Here is a 24,210-nt window from a genome sequence, read left to right as displayed (position 1 = left end):
TTTTGTTCTCACTCTTACTTCAGGGACACTGTCTAAAGGGCTGAGACCGTAGCAGTGCTTTAATAATAATTCTTTGATCAAGCGCCGCTTCATTGGCACTTTATTGAGTTAGTTAACACTAACTCTCAATGCGGCACTAATGGCAAAAGGTGTTAACGTCATCGCTCCCATTAGCATCGCACCTAAAATTGCTAGTTGACCGTTATACGCCATACCAAGCGCGGCGGCATCAATTGCTGATGTTGCGAAAATCAAAATTGGGATGTAGAGCGGAAGAATAAGCAAACTCAAAAGAACGCCCCCCTTTTGCAACCCAACCGTCAAAGCCACACCAATAGCTCCAATAAAACTTAGTGTCGGTGTACCGATCATCAAGGTTAGTACAACAGATAGCCAAGTATTGAAATCGAGCGAAAGTAAAACCGCCAATAATGGGCTAATTAGGATCAGAGGTAACCCTGTTAACAACCAATGTGCTATGACCTTTGAAACCACTACAAGTTGCAATGGAATCGGCATTAGCATCATTTGTTCCAATGCACCGTCTTGAAAATCATCACGAAATAGACGCTCTAATGATAATAAGGCGGATAGCAATGCGGCAACCCAAACAATGCCCGCTGCAATACGTGCTAACAAATTTGGTTCAGGCCCGATACTAAGAGGAAACAGAGTAATAACAATAATAAAGAACCAAAGCGGGTTCAGAATGTCTGCCTGACGGCGAAATGCTATCAATAGCTCGCGGCGAATGATGGTGGTCATAGATGGAATCATATCAATCACCCAACTTTATTTTTCTAAGTTTCGGGCTGTCCGAAAACATATCTTGATGCGTCGTCAACACGACAATACCGCCATTATCAGCGTGACTTGCGAACAAAGATTCAAGCACTTTGACGCCTTGCTTATCGATGGCGGTCAACGGTTCATCTAAAATCCATAAAATTTGCTTACTGAGCCATAACCTTGCTAGTGCCACTCGTCGTTGCTGACCTGCGGAAAGCTGTGCTACAGGCACATCTTCTCGACCAGCTAAACCTACTTGAGTTAAAGCAGTGAAGATTTCTTCGTCAGAAGAGCGGTTATTTTGAATAGATTGGTAAAAACGTAAGTTTTCTAGTGCGGTAAGCTCTCGTTTCACTCCAGTTTGATGCCCTAAGAACAGCAGATCTTGATGGAAAACATCACGAGATTTTTCAACCTCTTCTCCTTTCCACTTAATGATGCCTTCTTCTCTATCACCTAAACCTGTCACAATACGTAGTAACGTAGTTTTGCCAGTACCATTGCGCCCTTCTATCTGGACCAATTCACCAGGCTTAATTTCAAACTGCAGGTTTTCAAACAGGACCCTCTCATCACGGATCGCTGTCAGGTTAGATACTTCTAACATAGAGCTTCAACTAAAAAATGAACGAAGCGCTATATTAGCACAGCTTAGTTATGACAAAACAGGATAAGAGGGCTGGGATGTATGTAAGTTCATGTATTTTTGTTAATTAATCGTCACACTTTAATAAAATTAACTATAAGTAGTTATAAGCTCTCATTTTAACTTGGGGAGCGAGTGCTAAGAATGAGAATAGCTTAAGGTAATCTAGGGCTGTATTGCAAAAAGATAATTAGTAACCGAATACAAAAAAAGAGGCTTATCGCCTCTTTTTATCGCTTTAAAACCTCAGCGTCGACGACGTCCACGCGCCGGGTATTCTGTATCATCTGATGGCTGACCGCTTAGTGGTGGAATTTTCTCTTTTCCCGCCAGTTTTTTCTGTAGTGAAAGCATCAATTCCGCTTCAGCTTTTGGCAGTTCACACTCTTCAATGAGCTCATTGATATCTGCACCAAGCTGTACCATTTTAGAAGCTCGACTGTACAAGCGACCATCAGTATCAGCGTGTTCGAGTTCACGAATTCTCTCGTTTAGGTGCTGAATAATGTCTTGTTGTTCCGTTACTTTTTGTCCAAGACCAACGACAACCGAACGCACTTCGAGTAACTGCTTACTCAACTTTTGTACTTCTTTATCTACATGTCGAGACTGTGCTCGTTGCTGGTCTACTTGCTTTTGCAACCCCGAGCGAATGCGCAGTTGCAAAACAACCAACACCAACACGATAAAAGCGACGCCACCCGCAAGGAATGGAACAGATAAAAGAGTCTCTTCAGCCATCATTATTCAGCCCATTATAGGTGAGCCATCTCGTCCCATTCGTCATCCGTTAGGAGCTTGTTCAAATCCACAAGGATAAGAAGTTTGCCGTCACGGTTGCTCACACCTTGGATGAACTTCGCGCTTTCATCAGTACCAACTGAAGGCGTCGTGTCAATTTCAGAAGAACGTAGGTAAACCACTTCTGCCACACTATCTACCAAAATACCAATCACTTGACGCTCAGACTCGATCACAATAATACGAGTATTATCTGTAACTTCGCCTTCCATCAGGCCGAAACGTGAACGCGTGTCGATAACAGTAACCACGTTACCACGCAGGTTGATGATACCCAGAACATAATCTGGCGCACCTGGAACGGGTGCAATTTCAGTATAACGAAGTACTTCACGAACTTGCATTACGTTGATGCCGTACGTTTCTTCTTCTAGTTGGAACGTCACCCACTGAAGAACTTCGTCATTCGATGCATCTTTCTTCACTTCTACTTCAAAAGCTTGAGACATAGTTAATCCTCGTTAATGTCGTTCCCGACTTAAATCTAATTCAGTGATTTGACATCTAAACCGGCGTTTAGCATGTCAATGAGCGCCTGGACATGAATTAAGGCGCACATTTTTTCTTTTACCATGCCCGCTAGCCAAGGGCGCTTACCCGCCTGTTCACGCCAGCGAACCTTGTCGATATTGAGCGTTTCCGTCCCCATTAGTTGGTTACTGGCCAGCCCCCACATGCTCTCTCCAAGCATGACAACGTATTGGTAATTATCTTTGTAACTGTCATCGCGAAGCTTATCTGCCATCACCCATTTCGCGGTATCGACGACATCAAACTGTTGCTCACGATTTGTTTGTAGCCCCAAATACCAGGCGGGCTTTCCTATCAAATGGTTAAGCTCGCTGATGCGATGAATACCACCTAACTCATCAAGCGGTACGGCAAACGTGACATCATTCACATCAAAGTAAAGCACTTGAAAATCTTCACTTCGCTTCGTGCTTTCCCAGTCAGTTGGTATTTCGGAACCTGTTTGTGTCTCGAGCTCGGTATCAACGTTCGATTCTATATTGACATCATGCTCAATCACCGATTGAGGTTCAACCAATTCTGGCTGAGTTTCCTCAAAAACTGGCGCATCAATCACCCAGTCTTGTATCTCTTCAACTGTTTGTAACTCGGGCGCCTCACTAACGGTTTGTACGTCTGGCTCAGCCGCTTTTATTTCTGCTGCAATATCAATCGTATTTTGTTCAAGAATACTATCAATATCTAACTCGGCTACAGGGTTGCTTGCTTCAAGCTGACTTAATAACCTTTGCACATCTTCCAGATTTGGGGCTTCCAATTCTGGCGGGTACGCTTCTTGAAACTGGTAAGTTTCCGGCTCCGAGTATTGAAACTGCAATTCTGGCTCTGGCTCTGGCTCTGGCTCTGGCTCTGGCTCTGGCTCTGGCTCTGGCTCTGGCTCTGGCTCTGGCTCTGGCTCTGGCTCTGGCTCTGGCTCTGGCTCTGGCTCTGGCTCTGGCTCTGGCTCTGCAGATGATATTTCTTGAGCCAGCAAGTCAAGCTCTTCCTCAAGAGTCGTTGCTTCAGCCTCATCACCCAATAGCGCATTAAAGTAGTCATCAAGCGCTTGTTCACTGGAAAGCACGTCGTTACTGCTCATCGAACGCTAACCTCTCCAGGTAAATCAGTAACTGCTTATACGCAAACACACCACGACTACCAGATGCAAAATGCGAAGCTGGCAAATGCTTTAAACTAGCATCACGGAACTTGGTATCAATCGGCACCGCAGAGGTCCATACTTGATTTGGGTAATCTTTCTTCAGTTGCATCAATGTCTGCAAAGACGCTTTGGTGCGCTTGTCATACATCGTTGGAACGATAGTCACTTTGAAACCACCCGGACGAGACTTTTGCATAATGGTTAACGTGCGCATCATGCGTTCCAAGCCTTTCATCGCCAAAAACTCGGTTTGAACGGGAATCAAAATTCGGTCACTGGCGGCCAGTGCGTTGACCATCATCACACCAAGAATTGGCGGGCAGTCAATCAACACATAATCATAGTCTTGTGAGACCGCTTGTAGAGCTCGTTTTAAGATCAGCCCCATCCCACTGCGATTCCCCATGACACGATCAAGCGTCGCAAGGGACATATGCGCGGGAATGATATCCATCCCTTCCAGTTTTGTCTCTAGGATTAACGGCCTCACCGTTTCACGAGAGAATGTCTTCAACTGGAATAAATCAAATAGGCTCGAAGTTACTGCGTCAGGATCATAACCAAGATAGGTAGTCAGTGATGCGTGAGGGTCAGTATCGACCATCAGTACGCGATGACCTTTTTGACTCAGCAAACCCGCTAATGTCACTGTTGAGGTGGTTTTACCCACGCCACCTTTCTGGTTAGCTACACTCCAAACAATCATGATGAATCCTACGCTAGGCCAACTTCCACCAACATGCGTTCTGCAATGCGGTCAAGCGGTAAATCTTCTGAAGAAATGCCTGCTTTAGCAACAGCTTGGGGCATACCATAAACAACACAACTTTCTTCATCTTGAGCCCAAATAGTTGAGCCTGCAGACTTCAACATACGAGCACCTTCACGACCGTCTGCACCCATGCCAGTCAGCACTAAAGAGAGTACTTTGTCACCGTATACTTTGGCTGCAGAACCAAAAGTCACATCCACACATGGTTTGTAGTTCATGCGGTCGCCGCCATCAATGATACGAAGACGAGCAGCCCCCGCTCGACCATCCACCATCATTTGCTTACCACCTGGAGCAAGGTATGCCACACCAGGCTGTAAGACATCGCCGTCTTGGGCTTCTTTCACTTGAATCTTACACAAGGTATTCAAACGGCTGGCAAATGCAGCAGTAAAGGTTGCCGGCATATGTTGGATCAATACGATCGGATGCGGGTAGTTCATCGGTAAACGCGTCAGAATTTTTTGCAAAGCAACCGGACCACCAGTCGACGTGCCAATTGCGGTCAGTTGATACTTCTTACCAGAGGCTCGGAACTTTGCCGCAGCCGGTCGAGCAGGAGCTGGAGTCGCTGGCGAAGCCGTTCTTGAACCTAGTGGACGAGATGCCGCACTGGTACTCGCAGCAGCGCGAGTGATTGGTCGACGCATAAAAGCGCGCTTCGAAGCAATCTGAATAACTCGTTGCTGAAGCAGTGATACCGCTTCTTCGCGGTTACGTGCGATGTCTTCAAACTTTTTCGGTAAGAAATCCAATGCGCCCGCATCTAGCGCATCAAGCGTGGCTTTCGCCCCGTCATGAGTCAGGGACGAAAACATTAGGATTGGCGTTGGAGCCGCTGCCATGATTTCACGCACAGCGGTAATGCCATCCATCACTGGCATTTCAATATCCATCGTGATGACGTCCGGTTTAAGAGATTTGGCTTTCTCAACCGCCTCTCTGCCATTTACCGCAACGTCAATCACTTCTAGGCGCGATTCTGAGTTGATGATTTCGCTCACGCGACGTCGAAAAAAACTCGAATCATCAACGACTAGTACTTTAATCGCCATCTTATTCCTTTTAATAACGTCAGCTTTGCTTAAAGGCGTGAAGCCGCAGCATATCGCTTAAGTAAATCAGGCACATCTAGAATTAATGCAATATGGCCATCGCTAGTGATTGTTGCACCAGCCATGCCTGGAGTGCCTTGCAATAGATTATCGAGTGGCTTAATAACCACTTCTTCTTGACCAATAAGCGTATCCACAACAAAACCAACGCGCTGGTTACCGATCTGTACAATAACCACATGACCGTGACCAGTACGCTCTTCGACGTTTTGTGATTTGGATGCTAACCAGTTCTGTAAGTAAAATAGCGGGATAGATTTTTCACGCACAATGATCGTCAACTGACCATCTACCACGTTTGTGCGACTCAGATCCAAGTGGAAAATTTCGCTCACCGAAGCCAGTGGCAGCGCAAACGGATGACCGCCAACACCAACCATCAGTGTTGGTAGGATCGCAAGCGTCAGTGGTACTTTGATGGTGATCTTAGTGCCTTTACCTAGTTCTGAATCGATATCGATTGAACCATTTAAGGTGTTGATCGCCGTCTTAACCACATCCATGCCAACGCCACGGCCAGAGATGTCAGAAATTTTATCTTTACTTGAGAAACCTGGCGCAAAGATAAGGTTGAAGCACTCTTTGTCTGTTAAACGGGCCGCCGCATCTTCGTCCATCATACCGCGCTTAACCGCGATACCACGCAGTTTGTTCGGGTCCATACCGCCGCCATCATCTACGATGGATAGCTCAATGTGATCCCCTTCTTGCGATGCAGACAAAATCACTTTACCTGTGCGTGATTTACCTGCTTTCGCGCGATCGTCTGGCATTTCAATACCGTGGTCAACCGAGTTACGAACCAAGTGAATCAATGGATCAGCCAATGCTTCTACAAGGTTTTTATCGAGATCGGTTTCTTCACCGCGCATTTCCAGCACGATGTCTTTATTTAGGTTACGCGCCAAGTCACGGACAACGCGTGGGAAACGGCCAAATACTTTCTTGATTGGCTGCATACGCGTTTTCATTACCGCGCCTTGCAGATCCGCCGTTACGACATCAAGGTTGGCGACCGCTTTGGACATTTCTTCATTGTCGCTGTTCAAACCAAGACTTAATAGACGGTTTCGGACCAATACAAGCTCACCAACCATGTTCATGATGGTATCAAGCGTCGAGGTATCGACACGAACGGTTGCCTCGGCCTGAGGCTTTTTAACCGCTGGCGATTTCGCCTCTTCTTTCACCGCGACAGGTTTAGATTCTGGTTTTGGTGCTGGAGCCGGAGTTGGAGCTGCTGGTGCTGGCTTAACCGCAGGCTCAGGTTTCGCAGGGCTTTCCTCTACGTTTGCTGATGCCGGCTTCGTTGCCATATCCAGTTCTTCCAGCGTGGGACCTTTGCCCGCACCATGTAGCTCATCGAGTAACTTTTCGAACTCTTCGTCCGTCATTAAGTCACTATCTTGATTTGCTGACGATGCAACTGGCGCAGCTGGTTCTGCTGCTTTAGGAGGTTCTGCTGGTGCAGATGCTGCAGCCTCTGCCGCTGATGGACTTTTGCCAACGCCGTGAAGTTCGTCAAGTAGACGTTCAAATTCATCGTCAGTGATATCGCCACTCTCAACTGATGGCGCACTTGATTGAGGAGGCTCTGATGGCGTTGTTGGTGTCGCAGGTTCTGAAGCGCCTGGAGCTGAGCCTTTACCATGAAGCTCATCCAGCAGCTTTTCGAATTCGTCTTGGGTAATTTCATCAACAGAGCCGACACTTGACGCTGGCGCGGCAGGTTCTTCAATAACAGGCTCAGGAATGACAGGTTCAGGAGTAACCACTGGTTCTTCAACCACGGTTGCAGCGACTTCATCTTCTGATTCAGGTTTACATAGACGATGAAGTTCTTCAAGAAGGGCAGGATCCGCAGCTTCCAATGGCTCACGATCTTGAACAGCTTGGAACTGGGTATTGACCGTATCCAACGCTTTTAGCATCGTATCCATTAAGTTTTGCGTGACCGTGCGTTGGCCGTTTCGTAAAACGTCGAACACGTTCTCCGCACCATGACAAGTATCGACTAGCTCTGCCAAAGACAGGAAGCCAGCACCGCCTTTTACGGTGTGAAACCCGCGGAAAATTGCATTAAGTAAGTCTTTGTCTTCTGGGTTATTTTCCAATTCAACCAACTGCTCAGAAAGCAGTTCGAGAATTTCCCCAGCCTCAATGAGAAAGTCCTGAAGAATATCTTCGTCTAAATCGTAGCTCATACGTTACCTTTAAAATCCAAGACTGGACAACAAGTCATCGACTTCGTCCTGCGATGAAACCGCATCTTCTCTCAGTTCTGGATGAAGAATCGGGCCTTCGGCTTCGCTTGTTTGTGTATTCTTTTTATCTGCCGGTTCTGACAAAACTTGAATGTGTTCTTCAGGTTTATTTCCAGAGAATACGGTTAGGATTTCCACTAAGCGGCCTTCTACTTCATTTACCAACGTAATTACGCGGCGAATAATTTGGCCAGTTAGGTCTTGGAAGTCTTGCGCCATGAGAATTTCGGTCAATTGACCACGCAACTCAGTACTGTCACCTTCGACTTGAACTAATAGCTCGTCGATTCGGTGACAAAGTGCTTTGAATTCGCTTAATTCGATGCGCCCGTGCATGAGTTCATTCCATTGAGGACGAACTTTCTGAAGGCAATCATGCAGGTTGTCAGCGATAGGAAGGCAGCAGTCGACTGCATCCATCGTTTTGTTGGCTGCTAGCTCTGTCTTCTCGATCACATAATTAAGACGATCCCTTGCGTTAGGGATTTCGTCTTTCGCAATTTCGGTCATGCGCTGATCGAGACTGAACTGCTTGAGTGATTCGTGAAGGTCTCGAGTTAAGGCTCCAATTTCTTGCAGCATTGGATTCTCGGCACCTTCGTAGATCGAGGCAACAAGCATATTGGCTTGGTCTTGTTCCCCGTTTTCTAGCATTTGAACGAGTGACTTCGCCTGCTCTAGTGAGATCATTCTGAATAGACCCTTTTACGTTTAGTTCTTCTTATCACTTTAAAAACGCTAAACGAGTCATTTAATAGGTATTTAATAATTGGTATGAATGACTCGAATAACAAAGAGAAAAAGAGAGAGTTATAAACGCTCGAAAATTTTATCTAATTTTTCTTTTAATGTTGCAGCAGTAAATGGCTTAACAATGTAGCCGTTTACGCCTGCTTGAGCAGCTTCAATGATCTGCTCACGCTTCGCTTCAGCCGTGATCATTAGAACTGGCAAATGCTTAAGTTCTGCATCCGCGCGGATGTGTTTAAGCAAATCGATGCCTTGCATACCTGGCATGTTCCAGTCAGTTACAACAAAATCGAAGTCACCTTTTTTCAGCATTGGTAATGCGGTTAAACCATCGTCCGCTTCTTGAGTGTTATTGAAACCCAAGTCACGAAGCAGGTTTTTAACAATACGGCGCATTGTTGAGAAATCATCAACAATAAGGATCTTCATGTTTTTATTCAAAATTGCCTCCACTGAATCGTAAAATCAGTGTTTTTAGTCATTTTGTGTCCACGCACTGAGCTTGGTGCGCAAACGTTGCATCGCTTGACTCAGTATTTGACTTACGCGAGATTCGCTTACGCCTAACACATCGCCAATTTCTTTCAAATTGAGTTCTTCATCATAATAAAGCGAAAGTACCAAAGCTTCACGCTCTGGAATCTGTTTTATTGATTCAACCAGTGCTTTTCGAAATGATTCATCGGCAACCCCTTTGAATGGGTTACTGTCATCAGTTTCATCTGCAGGTGAAATCACATCATCAGAAACGCCTAAATCTTCAATACCGACTAATTTTGAGCAGTTGATATCGGTCAGAGCACTATGATATTGATCCAGTGTCATACCGAGATGCGTGGCTACTTCAGAATCAGTAGGATCTCTATTTAATTCGCCTTCCAGTTCCGCAATCGCTTGGTTAATCTCTCGATTATTTTTATGAACAGAACGCGGTACCCAATCGCCTTTGCGCATGTCATCTAACATTGCACCGCGAATACGGATACCTGCATAAGTTTCAAAGCTCGCACCTTTAGAACCATCATAATTCTGCTGAGCTTCGATAAGACCGATCATGCCGGCCTGAATTAAATCCTCTACCTGAACACTCGGCGGTAAACGGCCTAATAGGTGGTGAGCAATGCGCTTAACCAACACTGAGTAGCGCTCTATAAACGCTTGCTGGCTATTAAACTTGCCATGTTGGTCATAGGTTATCGCTTTATTCACCAAAAGGGTCCTCTGCGAATTCGGTACGATTTAGCAACCTTTCCACAAAAAATTCCAAGTGTCCACTTGGTGTTTTCGGTAGTGGCCACGTTAACGCTTTGTTTGCTAGTGAGCTAATAGATAAAGCGGCAGGTGAGCGAGGGAACGCATCAACGACAATTTTTTGTCTTTTTACAGCCTGTCGTACTTTATCATCTAATGGAATACATGCTACGAGTTCAAGGCTGACATTCAAGAATCGCTCTGTGACTAGCGTCAACTTTGCAAACAATTCTCGCCCTTCCCGGTAGCTTCTGACCATATTTGCTACAACTTTAAAGCGTTGGACCTGGTGTTCTTTACTTAACAGCTTAATTAACGCATATGCATCTGTGATTGAAGTTGGTTCATCACACACAACCACAACGACGTCTTGAGCTGCTCGCGAAAAACTGATTACCATGTCAGAAATGCCTGCGGCGGTATCTATCAGCAGGACGTCCATTTCGTCTTCAAGACTACCAAATGCTCGAATGAGTCCAGCATGTTGAGCGTGAGAAAGCTCAGTCATGCTCTGCGTGCCAGAAGTTGCAGGGATTATCTTTATACCATAAGGCCCTTCGACAATCGCATCTTTTAGCTCACATTCACCCGCTAAGACATGTCCTAGATTACGTTTTGCACGAATTCCGAGCATCACGTCCACATTGGCCAGACCTAAATCAGCGTCGAGAACCATCACCTTCTTGCCTTGGCGAGCCATACAAATCGCCAGACCCAGTGTTACGTTTGATTTCCCCACACCACCTTTGCCGCCAGTAACAGCAATCACTTTGGTCAACGATGGTTGTGTTAAGCGACGGAGGCCGCTTGCTTGATCGTGTATCATATTCTCAGTCATAGTAGTCCGCCGCCTTAGAGTCCTTCACTGTCACTGTTCCAAAAGTGAGGTTCGTTCTCTGTCGACTTCTCTAACAGTTCATTTGCTTTCGCAAGCATATATTTTGGTTGCGCTATCACAATGTCTTCTGGCACGCGCTGGCCATTAGCTATGTAAGCCACTGGCATTGCGTTTTGAATCACTACACTGATGAATTCGCCTAGACTTAATGACTCATCAAGCTTCGTCATAATACAACCCGAAAGTGGTATGCGTCGGAAGTGATCCAGCGTTTCTTGTAGAACGCGACGTTGTGCGGTAGCTGGCAAAACAAGGTAGCTGTGAATCACTTCTCCGCTCTCTTGCATTAGAGTATCGAGCTGCTCAGAAAGCCTGACATCTCGTTGCCCCATCCCTGCCGTATCGACCAAAATCAGTCTTCTGTTTCTTAGCTGATATATAACATCGGCTAACTCGTTAGAATCTTTAGCAACTCTTACGGGACAACCCATGATTCTTCCGTAAATTGAGAGCTGCTCATGTGCACCTATGCGATATGTGTCTGTTGTCACAAGGGCCACATTGTCGGCACCGTATTCCATGGCGGCACGTGCTGCGAGCTTCGCAACGGTGGTTGTTTTTCCAACCCCCGTCGGACCTAACAGTGCGACCACACCACCACGTTTTAAAATGTCCTGTTTAGGAATATTGATTTGATCCGCCACCAGCGACAACAACGCTTTCCACGCTCGCGCTGGTTTTGTATCTTCCGGGATATAGCAAGCCATTTGGTCTGCTAACTCCGGAGAAACGCCCATACGCTCTAAGCGCTTAATCAGCATTGCTCTGAGCGGCTCACGACGTTCCACTTCCTGCCACATTAGGCCAGAGACTTGATGCTCTAGAAGACGACGAATTGACGTCATCTCTTCGCGCATACTCTCCAGCTCATCTGCAGACTCTTCTCGCTCATCACTTGGACGGCGGCGATCATAGCGTGTCGGATCCAGCTTCGGCGTTGGACGCTCAAATCGATTATCTTGTGCGATTAACTTCGCCAAAGGTGAATCTGGTTGATATGGCGCTGGCTTTTCTTGGTTGTAGCCGTCGCGATGCTTATTCTGGCGTTGCAATAAAGCAGAGAGCGAATCTTCATTTTCCGCTACATGATCGTCAGCATCTGCTGCACCACCACTATATTGCTTAAGCATGTTAGCGAATCGCTGCGTCATCGAGCCTGTTTTTTCGTTGTTACTGTTATTACTGTTCAGGCTAATTTTATCTTCATCTAAATGACGATCTTGATAACGATCAGCAGAAGACGATGACATTTGACGATGTTCGTTATAGCGATTCGATTGAGAAGCACCGCGATTTTGTTGTGACGCTGCGCTTGCTTGAGACGGGTTAGATTCACTATCTATCGCCGCAACAATCGCCACCCCACCAGCCACTTTCTTGTTTGACATGATCACCGCTTCCGCGCCTAACTCCTCTTTCACTTGGAGCAGCGCCGTTCTCATGTCTTTGGCAAAAAATCGCTTTATTTTCAAACTATGAATCCATTAATGATGCGTGAGATCAGTTACCCACGGCTTGCACAATTCTGATCTGTTTTTCATCCGGGATTTCTTGGTAAGACAGTACCCGGAGATTAGGTATTGTGTTCTTCACAAATTTCGCCAACGTCGAGCGCAATACACCGGAAGTAAGCAGAACGGCAGGTTCGCCTTTCAATTCTTGTTCCTGTGTCGCTTGGCTTAGTGAAGACTGCAATCGTTCAGCGAGCCCCGGTTCAATCCCCGCGGATTCGCCTCCTGATGCTTGCATAGTTTGATGCAATATTTGTTCCAGTTCAGGTATCAAAGTAATCACTGGTAACTCAGGCTCTATACCATTGATTTCTTGAACAATTAGACGTTTAAGACTAATTCGAACTGCTGCCGTCAATATGTCAGCTTCTTGACTCTTACTTGAGTACTCAGCCAAAGTTTGAACAATCGTGCGAATATCGCGGATTGGAATGGCCTCGTTTAACAAGTTTTGTAGGACTTTCACCACCACACCTAATGGTAATTGGTCAGGAACAAAGTTCTCGACCAACTTAGGCGCGCTGCGTCCTAACATTTCTAATAAATTCTCTACTTCTTCATGACCAATCAACTGCGATGCGTTATTAGTCAATAACTGGCTCAGGTGCGTCGCTAATACTGTCGATGAGTCAACAACCGTATACCCTAGCGCCTGAGCATGCTCACGCTGATCTTCGCGAATCCATACGGCTTCCAGTCCAAATGCAGGGTCAATGGTTGGCTCGCCATCAATCATGCCATACACCTGACCTGGGTTAATCGCTAGCTCTTGATCCGGACGAATCTCAGCTTCGCCCACCGCAACCCCCATTAATGTGATTCGATAGCTGTTTGGCGTCAGTTCAAGGTTGTCACGTATGTGAACCGCAGGGATTAAGAACCCAAAATCTTGCGATAGCTTTTTACGCACACCTTTTACGCGCTCTAACAGTTCTCCGCCTTGGTCTCGGTCCACTAGCGGAATCAAGCGGTAACCCACTTCTAGGCCAATAATATCGACTGGCTGGACGTCGTCCCAAGACAGTTCGCGTTGTGATGAAGGCTCTGCACCTTCGTCGGCTTTCGCTGGTAAAGCCGGTTCTTTCGCTTTCTGCTTTTGGCGTTTATCGATGAAATACGCCGCCGCGCCAGCCGCGACCGCCAGACTCAAAAACGCAAAGTGTGGCATGCCCGGTACGATGCCCATCACACCGAGAATAGCTGCGGTAATCATCAGTGCTTTTGGGTTGTCGAACATCTGGAAGACCAGCTGTTCACCCATGTCTTCATCGGTGTTTTGACGCGTCACCATCATCGCCGCTGCAATCGACAGCAATAGCGATGGAATCTGTGCAACTAGGCCGTCACCAATCGTCAGCAAAGTATAGATTTCAATTGCCTCACCGAAACCCAATCCATACTGCGCCATACCGATCGACAGACCGCCGACGATGTTGATAAACAGAATCAAAATACCGGCAATCGCGTCACCTTTTACGAACTTCGAGGCACCATCCATTGAACCGTAGAAATCCGCTTCTTTTGTCACTTCAAAACGACGAACTCTTGCTTGTTCTTGGTCTATCAATCCGGCATTTAAGTCCGCATCAATCGCCATCTGCTTACCTGGCAACGCATCAAGGGTGAAGCGAGCACTTACCTCAGAGATACGACCCGCACCTTTGGTCACCACCATAAAGTTGATGATCATTAAGATAAGGAAAACCACTAAGCCGACCGCGTAGTTACCACCAATAACGACATTACCAAACGCTTCAATTACGTTACCTGCCGCGTTGCCGCCTTCGTGACCATGCAGTAAGACGACACGTGTCGAGGCAACGTTCAGCGCCAAACGCAACAAGGTCGCGATCAGCAGTACCGTCGGAAAAGCGGCGAAGTCCAACGGACGACGTGTGTAAACGGTCACTAACAACACCACCATCGACAACGCGATGTTAAAGGTGAAGAACATATCCAGCAAAAAGGCTGGAATAGGCAGCACCACCATCGCTAAGGTGGCCAAAACCATCACCGGCGCGCCAATAGCTGGCATTTCACGCTGAGGGATTCGTGGCAATTTATCTGCAAATGGCAGGCTTAACTTCATACTACGAGAGATCTCAATCGATTGAAGCGTCACGTTAGCTCTTACTATTAATACGCGACCGCTTTGGCCTAAAAGTTTAGGTATGGTTGATAATTAAGGCGTTTTAAGCAAGCTATGTACCATAATTAACGCCAAAATAATGACTAAACACTCAAGTAGAGCTTAATATCTGATTAAATTAGCCTTTTTAGAATTAGGCTTCTTTTAGCATTAGTGCCGGTGTTCTGGCGGGATTGGCAAATCGTAATCCTGAATTTTGGGGCGCTGACCACCTCGCTTTCGGTATTGCTTCAACTGGAATACAAATGCCAAAACCTGAGCCACCGCAGTAAACAATCCATCGGGGATCTCTTGTTCTAGCTCGGTAGTATGGTACAGCGCACGAGCAAGTGGCGGAGCAGGTACAATTGTGATGTCATGCTCTCGGGCGACTTCTCGAATCTTCATTGCCATGTGATCGGTGCCTTTAGCGATCACTACCGGCGCACGGTCTGTCTTCTGTTTATAACGAAGCGCAACCGAAAAGTGCTCTGGGTTGGTAACAATAACATCAGCCTGAGGAACATCTGCCATCATACGACGTTGAGCCGCTTCTCTTTGCAGCATACGAATGCGTCCTTTGACCTCTGGCTTACCCTCGGTTTCTTTATATTCGTCTTTGACTTCTTGCTTGGTCATTTTTAACTGATCAGCGTGCTGCCAGATTTGAAATGGAATATCGATGGCAACCACGATCAACAGCGAACAGCTGATCAACAAGATAAAGTTCAGCAGAATATCTAAAGCATGGAAGATGTTTTGCGGATACACATCCATACTTAATTGAATCAGATCCGCCTGCGATGCTTGGATCAAATAGATCGCGACACCAGTAACCAAAACCACTTTAAGAATTGATTTGATCAACTCTACCCAGCTTTGCATTCCGACCATCCGCTTTAAACCGCTAAGCGGATTCATTTTTGACAGCTTTGGCATAGCCGCTTGAGCAGAAAAACTGATTCCTCCCACACCCGCAGCACCAATCATGGCGGCAGTAAATAACGTAGCTAGCACCAAAAATAGAGGGAACAACAAATCGGTCATCGCCCCTAAAGCAATGTCAAATAGCTTTGCCGTATCGAAAATCTCTTCTCGTTGAAGATCAAATAAACGGCTCATGATGGAAAACAGTGAGCGTGCTAACGCCTCGCCAAACCACATCAGTGAAATGGCGCCAACGATCAGTACAGATGCTGATGCGAGTTCTTTAGACCGAGCAACCTGCCCCTTTTCTCTGGCTTGTTGTAACCGCCGGGGCGTGGCTTCTTCGGTGCGTTCCTGACCGTCTGATTCTGCCAATTCTTAGCACTCCAAGCGAATGAGTCGACAAATCTGCGCCTCACCCACCGTCCAGAACATTTCATAATGACTGTAAAGGCCAGCCAGTATGTACCAACACAGTAATAGACCCACCATCAACGCAAACGCAAAACCAAGCGAAAAGATATTCAGCTGTGGTGCAGCACGGGTCATTACACCAAACGACAAGTTAATGGTAAGTAGCGCAATAATGCCAGATAGCGACATACTCAGTGCCGTTTGGAACATAATACCAAGCCAGCCTGCCATTTCACGGAAATCAACCGCGTTGAGCGAGCCGGAACCAATCGGCAAGGTTTTAAAGCTGAACACGACCAGTTGCAGCATTTTCAAGTGCCCATCGGTGGCAAGGAAAAACATTGTCGTCAAAAACATGAATAGCTGACCAAGCAATGGCGTGTTCTGACCATTTGCGGGATCAACCATAGAAGCGAAACCCAAACTTGATTGCATACCCAATATTTGCCCCAACAAGACAAAGGTTTGAATCATAAATTGAGTGACCATTCCCATCGCAATACCGATGATCATTTGCTCGGCAATGGTCATAAAACCCCGAAACGAGAGCAACTCAATGTCTTGAGGCACTGCAGGGATCGCAGGCATGACGGCAAAAGTGATGGCTAACCCGAGGTAAAGGCGGATTCGTGGTGAGACAAATCGAGCCCCAGTTACCGTCATCACCATCAGCATGGAAGAGATACGAACGTAGGGCCAGAAATAGTTTGCGATCCAATCTAAGACAACGCTAGTGGGGTACTCCATAGGCGCCTCTAATAAAGCACCTGAGGTAAGCGCTCAATCAAGCCATAGAAATATTCCATCAACATTTGCGTCATCCAGTGACCAAATAGCATTAGAGCCAAAAGAGTGACTATCAAACGCGGCAAGAAGCTCAATGTTTGCTCGTTGATGGAAGTCGCAGCTTGGAAAATCGCAACAATAAGGCCGATAAGCAAACTTGGGATGATAATGGCGCAGACCATGATAAGCACCATCCAAAGTGCTTCACGGAAAAGCTCGACAAACATTTCTGGTGTCATGTCTTATCCTCTATCTGCGCTTATCTAAAGGGCAAAACTGCCCGCGAGTGTCGAAAGTATCAAGTTCCAACCATCGACCAATACGAACAGCATCAACTTGAACGGCAACGAAACAATCATTGGTGACAACATCATCATACCCATTGCCATCAGTACCGACGCTACCACGAGGTCAATAATCAAAAACGGCAAGAAGAGCATAAAGCCAATCTGGAATGCAGTTTTTAGCTCTGAGGTGATAAAAGCCGGAATCAACACCGCCATCGACACATCTTCTGGATTATCGACTTGCTCTCCTGACATGGTTACAAACGTCTCCAAATCTTTGATTCGAGTCTGCTTAAGCATGAACGCTTTCATTGGCGCTTGTGCAGCATCAAACGCTTCTCTCGCAGTGACTTGCTCGTTCAAATAAGGCTGAACGGCTTTATCGTTGATTTCGTTCAGGACGGGAGACATAACAAAGAAGGTCAAGAACAGCGCTATACCAATGATGACTTGATTAGACGGCGTTTGTTGCAAACCCATTGCCTGACGCAATATCGACATCACCACCACAATTCGAGTAAACGACGTCATTAAAATCACCATGGCAGGCAAGAAGCCAAGCATGGTCATTAACGCTAAAATTTGTAGTGTAACCGAGTAATCTTCACTGCCATCAGGGTTCGTGGTCATGGTGAATGCTGGAATACCACCGCCACTAGAAACGGACATAGCACGACTGGCGCCAGTATCACTTTGCATCGCCTGAACTGTAACGCTACTTCCATCGGCTAAGTTATCTGGCAGGGCTGACTCCTCTGCCTCAGCAAACGAAAATGAAGAAAACAGCACGCCGACGAAAAGCAACAACGTGCTCAGGAGCAAACGAATCGGGTTACCCTTTGTCATGTTTTTTGATCAGTTGGCTAAATTGAGTCGCAAAAGCATTGGTCGCCAACTCTTCCTCTTTCAGTGGCTTATCTAACTTGGCTAACGTTTGGATTGATTGGCTGGTAATTCCAACCAAAAACTGCTCTTCACCCACTTGAACTACGGCGATTCTTTCTTTGGTGCCCACTGGCAACTGACTCACAATACGCAAGCCTTTTTGTTGTCCCATCGCCGGCACTTGCATACGTTTAAGTAGCCAAGCCAACAAAAGAATCACGCCGATCACAAGCACAAGCGAGCCCAGTGTCGTCGCAAGATCCAGATTATTTGGTGCGGCAGCAAATGCATAAGGAGCACTCAGCATTAAGCTCAGTGCTCCAGTGATTTGCGTCAATCGAGTTTTGATTGAGCAGCTCATCTTAACGTAGCTTCTTAATTCGTTCAGTTTGGCTGATCACATCCGTCAAACGGATACCAAACTTATCGTTCACGACCACGACTTCGCCATGCGCAATCAGTGTACCGTTGACTAATACGTCCAATGACTCGCCCGCTAGACGATCCAACTCAACAACCGAACCTTGGTTCAACTGCAATAAGTTCCGAATGCTGATTTGTGAACGACCGACTTCCATCGAAATCGTCACCGGAATATCCATGATGGTGTCGAGTTTACGGCGCTCATCTTCGGTAATTGGGCTTGAAGTGTCTTTTAGCTCTTCCAGTGGCGCGGCCAATACTTCATCTACGTCAACAGAAGGTGCAGACGGGTCTTCGCCAAGAGCGGCTGCCCATTCATCTGCTAGCTTTTGATCGTCACTTGGTTCCATTTTTCTATCCTGTGTTAAGCCTTATTTAATGCCAAAGCATGTCTGTTCAATAAGGTATCTTAATCGTCTATATCGTCTTCATTCTCAAGCTCAGACATGATGTCTTTGCCCAAGAAAGCTAAATCTGTTTTGACTACATGTGGGCGCTCAATTTCCTCAGAAATTTGCACCGCTAATTTGTCTTCCGAACGACCCATTTTTACGCGATAGGTCGGTAGGTCTTCTACAAACATCGTCGCATGTTCTGGCATTTCAATCGGGATGATATCGCCCGGTTGCAGCTCCATAAGATCACGCAAAGAAATGTCTTTTTCGAGCAAGTTCACGCGGAAGTTAACCGGACAATCCATAATCTCTTCACGCAATGCTGAGCTCCAACGGACGTCTGTCTCCATCTTGTCGGACTGAACACCTGCATCCAACAGTTCACGAATCGGCTCAACCATGGAGTAAGGCATAACGACATGAAAATCGCCGCCGCCACCATCGACCTCAATGTGGAAAGAACTCACGACAATCACTTCTGTCGGGCTGACAATGTTAGCCATACTTGGGTTTACTTCAGAGTCGAGATATTCGAACTCCACCCCCATCACTGGCGACCACGCTTCTTTGTAGTCTTCAAATACAATCTTCAGCAGCAGCTGAATGATGCGGCGTTCCGTTGGGGTAAATTCGCGCCCTTCGATTTTGGCATGGAATCGACCATCCCCACCAAAGAAGTTTTCTACCAGAATAAAGACTAAGCGAGCCTCCATGGTGATCAACGCTGTACCTTTTAACGGACGAAAACGCACCATGTTCAAACTGGTTGGCACGTACAATGTGTTTTGGTATTCGCCAAACTTCATCATCTGCACGCCATTGATCGACACTTCTGCCGTTTTACGCAGCATATTAAACAGACTAATACGCATGTGTCGTGCAAAGCGCTCGTTGATAAGTTCGAGCGTCGGCATTCGACCACGTACAATCCTGTCTTGCGACGAGAAATCAAAATTGACGGCACCTTCGTTGTCGTTTTCTATCGGTTCATCGACGTCATCAACATCGTCAACTCCGTGCAATAGCGCATCAATTTCGTCTTGGCTTAATAGATCGGTCACGTTTTACCTATTGAATAACAAAATCTGTAAACAGTACTTTTTCAATCACTGGCTTACCGACCGCAGCGTTTAGCGCTGCTTTGATATCTTCGGAAGCACGATCGCGCAATTCCACTCGTCCCGTTGGAGAACGCAACTGATCAACCGTCGCCGAAGCAAACGTTGATAACAAAGAGCTCTCAATCAGTGGCGAATGGTACCGCGCCAACTCTTCATTCTCTGCGCCGCGAACCATTAACTGCGCTTTAATTTGTACCAGTCTGTCGCGACGGTCCCCAGTAACGTTAAATACAAATGCCTGAGGAAGATTCACGTAGGCAATGGGCGAGGCATCAGATGCCTTCGCTTGAACCTGTTGAGACGCTTCAGCCTGAGCTGGTTCATCAGAGCCCATGAGAAAGAATGCTGCTGCACCACCGCCAAGTAGCAATACCACAACAGCGATTATGATGATAAGTAACTTACCTTTTCCTTTCGGCGCATCGGCCCCTTGTAACTGTTCTTCTGCCATTGTTGTCTCTTATTGTTCTTTTAGGTTACCGAGATGCTTAAGGAAGTCGTTTGGTAACCTTGTATTATTGCCTTTAAACGGCCTGTTATGCGTAAAAGCTAATTCCATCACGCTTTGAAGCCACATTCAAATCCAGATTGACGTCAGCATCAAAGCTCTCTTCTGATTGTCCAGAAAAACCGCTGCCTTGAGCGCTTTGACCATGTTGCTCAGCAGTATACCTACCTTGCTGCTGCCCGCTGTTTTGTTGCTGAACAGAAGAATCAGCCAGTTGCATGCCCTGCTGCGCCAACATCTCTCTCAAGCGAGGAAGTGTCTGTTCAATGATGTCACGCGCTTGCGGGTTGTTCACCGTAAAATGCACATTAGCCACATCGTTGTTCATCGTCATACGAATTTGCATACGACCTAATTCTGGTGGATCAAGACGAATATCGAGGTTTTTTAGGTTCTTCGACATCATCATTTGCACTTTTTCCGCCACTTGCTCATTGGCCAACTCTTTGGTCAGTTGCAACGGAAGCTGAGCTTGCTGTGCAGCATCAATACGCGCTTGTTGCTGCACGTTTGTTCCTTGTTGACCCGCCATCGCCTGAAGCTGCCCTGCTAAACCATGTTGAAGTTCTGGTTTATCTTGCTTATCCGCTGTCGCTTTAAGTGCACCAGCAGTCAATGCGACATTCACAACTTTCTGGTTAACCTCTCCGTCCTTTACGCCTTGAAGCGCCGTCGGCAAATGAGCTGCGGCCAACGCATCTGGCATCGGAGATAATGCGACTTTATCTGTACTCTGAACAGCTTGTGGCTGAGCTGATTGAGTCGCCAAATGAAGGGCTTGCTGAGACATCCCCATAGGCGCAGCCTGACGAGCTAAATGATGTTGTACTTGCTGCTCTGCAAGAACCTGTTTAACGTCAGTAGGAAGCGCAACAAACTGGGCAAGATCTTGCTCAGGAATATCGGCAATGACCGTCCCTTTTTTCAACCCTTCTATGATCTCTGTTTCTTGCTGAGTCAGTGGTTTTTCCTGCGCCAGTTTGGTATCTATGAGTTCGAGTTCATCCAAGGAAACATGCTGAAGCGCATCAATTTTAGAGCCATCCAACCCCACCTCCAGTGGCGATAGTTCATTGGCAACCTCATCACTGACCATGCTCATTTCGGTTGGGTGACTGACTTGTTTAGCCAGACCTTGCCAAGTAGCAAACTCAGACGAGAGCTTATCGACATCGATAGGTTGACCATGCTTATCTAAAATTGGCTCTAAGCCTTGTTCCGCCATTGCCTGCACTTGTTCAAGCGATTGAGCTGATGGCATGTCATTCAAAGCAAGTTCATCAATGTCTGTTGTTTGCTCGTTAAACGAGTGCTCTAAACCCGCTCGTTGAGGCAAAACTTTGCCACTATCGATGGATGCATTATTCGCTTTCAAGGTTTGATTCGCTTGTTCAATACGACCAAGCAGCTGTTGTCCTTCACCCATCGCGCTTTTTGCGCCATTAGCAGCTGGAGGTATGTTAGAGAGTGAACCTACTTTCTCAGTGACATCAGCATCATTTTGCGAGTACGCGCCTTGTTTGGCTTCCAGTAGGCTTGCTTCATCACTTTGAATGGTGTTCGCATGCTCTGTCAGAGTGTCGCCAGAGCGGCTTTGCTCTTGAATAGCAGTATCTTGGCTTTCTTGCGCCAACAACTCTTCGGCGTCGTTACTGCTCGCTTGAGCCACGTCTGTGACCACTTCTTGACTATCAGCTTTTCCAGACGAAAGCTTGTTAACCTCGGCACTGTTTTGTTCTTCACCGCTTAGTGATTTCGTTGCTACTTTTTCTGACTTTTGTGAACCTGAAAATGCATCCGTCAAGGTTTCTAAAAATCCCTTGTTCTCCGCGTTTTCTGTAGGTGCTTGTGCGGCAGAGTCAGAAACTGACGTCTTGCTCGTCGCAGAAACATTGGACAAATTCACATTCATATAGAAATTCTCATTATCAGCAGCTTCGAGCGCTAGGCCGCTGCTAAATTGCACACGGTGGCAAATTTAGGTTATTGGGATGATCATCTACAAAGATATCTGCAAAAATTACGCCAATAACAAGCTCATTGCTGCAATGACAAAACGAGTGTTATAAGTGGAAGCAACATCAACTTTTAAACATTAAAAAGGCTTCGCTCGACGGCTGTAAAGCAACGTTGAAAACTCGTCCATTTGCTTTTGTTCCCGTTTGGCTTCAGCAAGCTGTTTCTCTTTCTCACGCTTTTCGATCATCCACTCATAGGATTTGCGTTCTTTGCGTACTGTTAACCAGTATTCTTGACAGTTTTCTACCTGTTCTTTGAAATGACTTTCTGCTTGTTTCTGCTTAGATAACGTTTCGTCTAGCTGAGTGAGAAAGCGATTTAAATGCCCATATTCGCTTGCCGTTAAGCCAGCCTGGCCACGGTCGATAAGCTGTTGGCAATAATCAAGGCGATACTTTTCGATTTGCTCAACCTGACGGTAATAATCTTCAAGTTCAGAGCGCGCTTTGTTCAGCGCAAGTACGGCTTGATCTTCACGCTCTTTAGTCTGCTCAAGTAGGAACTCCATCGCATTGTTCATGCGCTATCACCCGCCCAAAATGTTTCTAAGCATGTTGACGCACATATCGTATGGCACCGATTCTTTCATGCTCTGCTGTAAGTATTCGTCTAACTTTGGCTTCAATGTAAACGCGCCATCGATAGCAGGATCGGTGCCCGGCTTGTACGCCCCAATCGAGACCAAATCTTGGTTCTTGCGGCAAATCGACAAGACCTGACGTACCGCTTTCGACATCAGAACATGTTCTTCAGTGGTGATTTGCGGCATAACACGGCTAACCGACTTTTCGACGTCAATCGCAGGATAATGGCCTGCATCCGCCATTTCACGGGACAGCACAATGTGACCATCAAGAATTGCCCGCGATGCATCCGCAATCGGGTCTTGTAAATCATCGCCCTCGGTCAACACGGTAAAGAACGCCGTAATTGAGCCTTGTTCGGCGCTTCCGTTACCCGCACGCTCAACCAAAGCAGGTAGCTTGGCGAACACAGATGGCGGATAGCCTTTTGTCGCTGGCGGCTCACCAACAGAAAGGGCGATTTCACGCTGTGCTTGCGCAAAACGCGTCAAGGAATCCATCAATAACAAAACGTCCAAACCTTGATCGCGAAAGTACTCTGCAATGGTTAAGGCGGTTTGACAGCCTTTCAAACGCATCAATGGTGAAGCATCGGCAGGCGCAGCCACCACGACAGAGCGACGTCGTCCATCCTCACCTAAAATCTCTTCGATAAACTCTTTAACTTCGCGTCCACGCTCACCTATCAGACCGACCACAACAACTTGTGCGGTTGTACCTCGCGTCATCATGCCAAGCGTGACCGATTTACCCACACCAGAGCCGGCAAACAGACCGATACGCTGACCTTTACCTACCGTCAATAATCCGTTAATCGCTTTCAAGCCCACATCAAGTGGCTCTGAAATTGGCTTTCGAGCCAGCGGGTTGATTGGCTCAGCATTAAAAGAGGCGCGATGATCGGTATACAACGGGCCAAGTCCATCAAGCGGATTACCAACCCCGTCAATCACTCGACCAAGTAACTCCATGCCAACAGGCAAGCCAGCGTCACTGGTTAATGGCGTCACTCTAGCGCCAGGCAAAATGCCCGTAATTTGCTCGCTTGGCATCAAAAATAGGTTATCACCTGAAAAACCGACGACCTCGGCTTCCATCTGACCGGACATGGTTTCCACTAAGCATAAACTGCCAATTGGCGCGCGACAGCCTGTCGCTTCCAACGTTAACCCAACCACTCGAACCAGTTTGCCAGAGGCAACTGGGCGCGTCGTTAAGCCTTCAACTTTGTAGTTTCTTAAACGGTCAGCCAATGCTTGCATGG

The 24,210-nt window shown here is 46.7% G+C and carries 25 protein-coding genes; all 25 read right to left on the bottom strand.

The window, feature by feature from the left end; translation table 11 throughout:
• Positions 1–108: 108 nt before the first annotated feature.
• A complete protein-coding gene (gene ccmB, locus OO778_RS04680) occupies positions 109–777 on the bottom strand; it encodes a heme exporter protein CcmB (protein ID WP_006741714.1) in 669 nt (222 codons plus the stop codon).
• A gap of 1 nt (position 778) precedes the next feature.
• Positions 779–1,396: a cytochrome c biogenesis heme-transporting ATPase CcmA gene (gene ccmA / locus OO778_RS04675; RefSeq protein ID WP_012841536.1), complete on the bottom strand. Its 618-nt coding sequence runs from the start codon at positions 1,394–1,396 to the stop codon at positions 779–781.
• A 285-nt stretch (positions 1,397–1,681) separates the two neighbouring features.
• A complete protein-coding gene (locus OO778_RS04670) occupies positions 1,682–2,176 on the bottom strand; it encodes a DUF2802 domain-containing protein (RefSeq protein ID WP_074191816.1) in 495 nt (164 codons plus the stop codon).
• Positions 2,177–2,190: 14 nt separating this feature from the next.
• Entirely contained in the window at positions 2,191–2,685 is a 495-nt protein-coding gene (locus OO778_RS04665) for a chemotaxis protein CheW (protein ID WP_005380507.1), read from the bottom strand.
• A gap of 35 nt (positions 2,686–2,720) precedes the next feature.
• Positions 2,721–3,845 (bottom strand): chemotaxis protein CheW, encoded by a 1,125-nt coding sequence (locus OO778_RS04660; protein WP_104974916.1) that lies wholly within the window; start codon positions 3,843–3,845, stop codon positions 2,721–2,723.
• Positions 3,835–4,614 (bottom strand): ParA family protein, encoded by a 780-nt coding sequence (locus OO778_RS04655; protein WP_006741712.1) that lies wholly within the window; start codon positions 4,612–4,614, stop codon positions 3,835–3,837. Before OO778_RS04655 ends, OO778_RS04660 begins: the two co-directional genes overlap by 11 nt.
• Before the next feature lie 8 nt (positions 4,615–4,622).
• On the bottom strand, positions 4,623–5,735 hold the full coding sequence (locus OO778_RS04650; RefSeq protein WP_104969686.1) for a chemotaxis response regulator protein-glutamate methylesterase: 1,113 nt from the start codon (positions 5,733–5,735) through the stop codon (positions 4,623–4,625).
• 29 nt (positions 5,736–5,764) lie between these two features.
• Entirely contained in the window at positions 5,765–7,999 is a 2,235-nt protein-coding gene (locus OO778_RS04645) for a chemotaxis protein CheA (RefSeq protein ID WP_104969687.1), read from the bottom strand.
• 9 nt (positions 8,000–8,008) lie between these two features.
• Positions 8,009–8,749, bottom strand: coding sequence for a protein phosphatase CheZ (locus tag OO778_RS04640; protein WP_006741709.1), 741 nt, complete (start codon positions 8,747–8,749; stop codon positions 8,009–8,011).
• A 120-nt stretch (positions 8,750–8,869) separates the two neighbouring features.
• Entirely contained in the window at positions 8,870–9,238 is a 369-nt protein-coding gene (cheY, locus tag OO778_RS04635) for a chemotaxis response regulator CheY (RefSeq protein WP_017635949.1), read from the bottom strand.
• Positions 9,239–9,283: 45 nt separating this feature from the next.
• Positions 9,284–10,018, bottom strand: coding sequence for an RNA polymerase sigma factor FliA (locus tag OO778_RS04630; RefSeq protein WP_006741708.1), 735 nt, complete (start codon positions 10,016–10,018; stop codon positions 9,284–9,286).
• The gene (locus OO778_RS04625; RefSeq protein ID WP_264910796.1) at positions 10,011–10,898 is read right to left on the bottom strand and encodes a MinD/ParA family protein; all 888 of its coding nucleotides are present in this window, start codon (positions 10,896–10,898) and stop codon (positions 10,011–10,013) included. The genes OO778_RS04630 and OO778_RS04625 overlap by 8 nt, the downstream gene beginning before the upstream one ends.
• Before the next feature lie 14 nt (positions 10,899–10,912).
• Positions 10,913–12,430, bottom strand: coding sequence for a flagellar biosynthesis protein FlhF (flhF, locus tag OO778_RS04620; RefSeq protein WP_012841533.1), 1,518 nt, complete (start codon positions 12,428–12,430; stop codon positions 10,913–10,915).
• A gap of 28 nt (positions 12,431–12,458) precedes the next feature.
• Positions 12,459–14,558: a flagellar biosynthesis protein FlhA gene (gene flhA / locus OO778_RS04615; RefSeq protein ID WP_053808936.1), complete on the bottom strand. Its 2,100-nt coding sequence runs from the start codon at positions 14,556–14,558 to the stop codon at positions 12,459–12,461.
• A gap of 210 nt (positions 14,559–14,768) precedes the next feature.
• Positions 14,769–15,899, bottom strand: coding sequence for a flagellar biosynthesis protein FlhB (flhB, locus tag OO778_RS04610; protein WP_006741705.1), 1,131 nt, complete (start codon positions 15,897–15,899; stop codon positions 14,769–14,771).
• A 3-nt stretch (positions 15,900–15,902) separates the two neighbouring features.
• Complete coding sequence (gene fliR / locus OO778_RS04605; protein ID WP_005384463.1) at positions 15,903–16,685, bottom strand: flagellar biosynthetic protein FliR; 783 nt, start codon at positions 16,683–16,685, stop codon at positions 15,903–15,905.
• Positions 16,686–16,693: 8 nt separating this feature from the next.
• Positions 16,694–16,963 carry a flagellar biosynthesis protein FliQ gene (fliQ, locus tag OO778_RS04600; RefSeq protein WP_012841532.1) on the bottom strand — a complete coding sequence of 90 codons (270 nt, stop codon included), beginning with the start codon at positions 16,961–16,963 and terminating at the stop codon, positions 16,694–16,696.
• A gap of 24 nt (positions 16,964–16,987) precedes the next feature.
• A complete protein-coding gene (gene fliP / locus OO778_RS04595) occupies positions 16,988–17,857 on the bottom strand; it encodes a flagellar type III secretion system pore protein FliP (protein WP_046875541.1) in 870 nt (289 codons plus the stop codon).
• Complete coding sequence (fliO, locus tag OO778_RS04590) at positions 17,844–18,257, bottom strand: flagellar biosynthetic protein FliO (RefSeq protein WP_104969689.1); 414 nt, start codon at positions 18,255–18,257, stop codon at positions 17,844–17,846. Before fliO ends, fliP begins: the two co-directional genes overlap by 14 nt.
• A 1-nt stretch (position 18,258) precedes the next feature.
• Positions 18,259–18,669, bottom strand: a complete 411-nt coding sequence (gene fliN / locus OO778_RS04585) for a flagellar motor switch protein FliN (protein WP_012841530.1) — start codon at positions 18,667–18,669, stop codon at positions 18,259–18,261.
• Positions 18,670–18,728: 59 nt separating this feature from the next.
• A complete protein-coding gene (gene fliM, locus OO778_RS04580) occupies positions 18,729–19,775 on the bottom strand; it encodes a flagellar motor switch protein FliM (protein ID WP_006741703.1) in 1,047 nt (348 codons plus the stop codon).
• Positions 19,776–19,782: 7 nt separating this feature from the next.
• On the bottom strand, positions 19,783–20,286 hold the full coding sequence (gene fliL / locus OO778_RS04575; RefSeq protein WP_012841529.1) for a flagellar basal body-associated protein FliL: 504 nt from the start codon (positions 20,284–20,286) through the stop codon (positions 19,783–19,785).
• 85 nt (positions 20,287–20,371) lie between these two features.
• Positions 20,372–22,255 carry a flagellar hook-length control protein FliK gene (locus tag OO778_RS04570; RefSeq protein ID WP_264910787.1) on the bottom strand — a complete coding sequence of 628 codons (1,884 nt, stop codon included), beginning with the start codon at positions 22,253–22,255 and terminating at the stop codon, positions 20,372–20,374.
• A gap of 183 nt (positions 22,256–22,438) precedes the next feature.
• On the bottom strand, positions 22,439–22,882 hold the full coding sequence (gene fliJ / locus OO778_RS04565; RefSeq protein WP_012841527.1) for a flagellar export protein FliJ: 444 nt from the start codon (positions 22,880–22,882) through the stop codon (positions 22,439–22,441).
• 6 nt (positions 22,883–22,888) lie between these two features.
• On the bottom strand, positions 22,889–24,208 hold the full coding sequence (gene fliI, locus OO778_RS04560; protein WP_006741701.1) for a flagellar protein export ATPase FliI: 1,320 nt from the start codon (positions 24,206–24,208) through the stop codon (positions 22,889–22,891).
• Positions 24,209–24,210 lie beyond the last annotated feature (2 nt).

Source organism: Vibrio sp. STUT-A16, assembly GCF_026000495.1.
GTDB lineage: Bacteria > Pseudomonadota > Gammaproteobacteria > Enterobacterales > Vibrionaceae > Vibrio > Vibrio diabolicus.
Note: the sequence above shows the minus strand (reverse complement) of the source record. Positions and strands in the feature narration are given on the sequence as shown.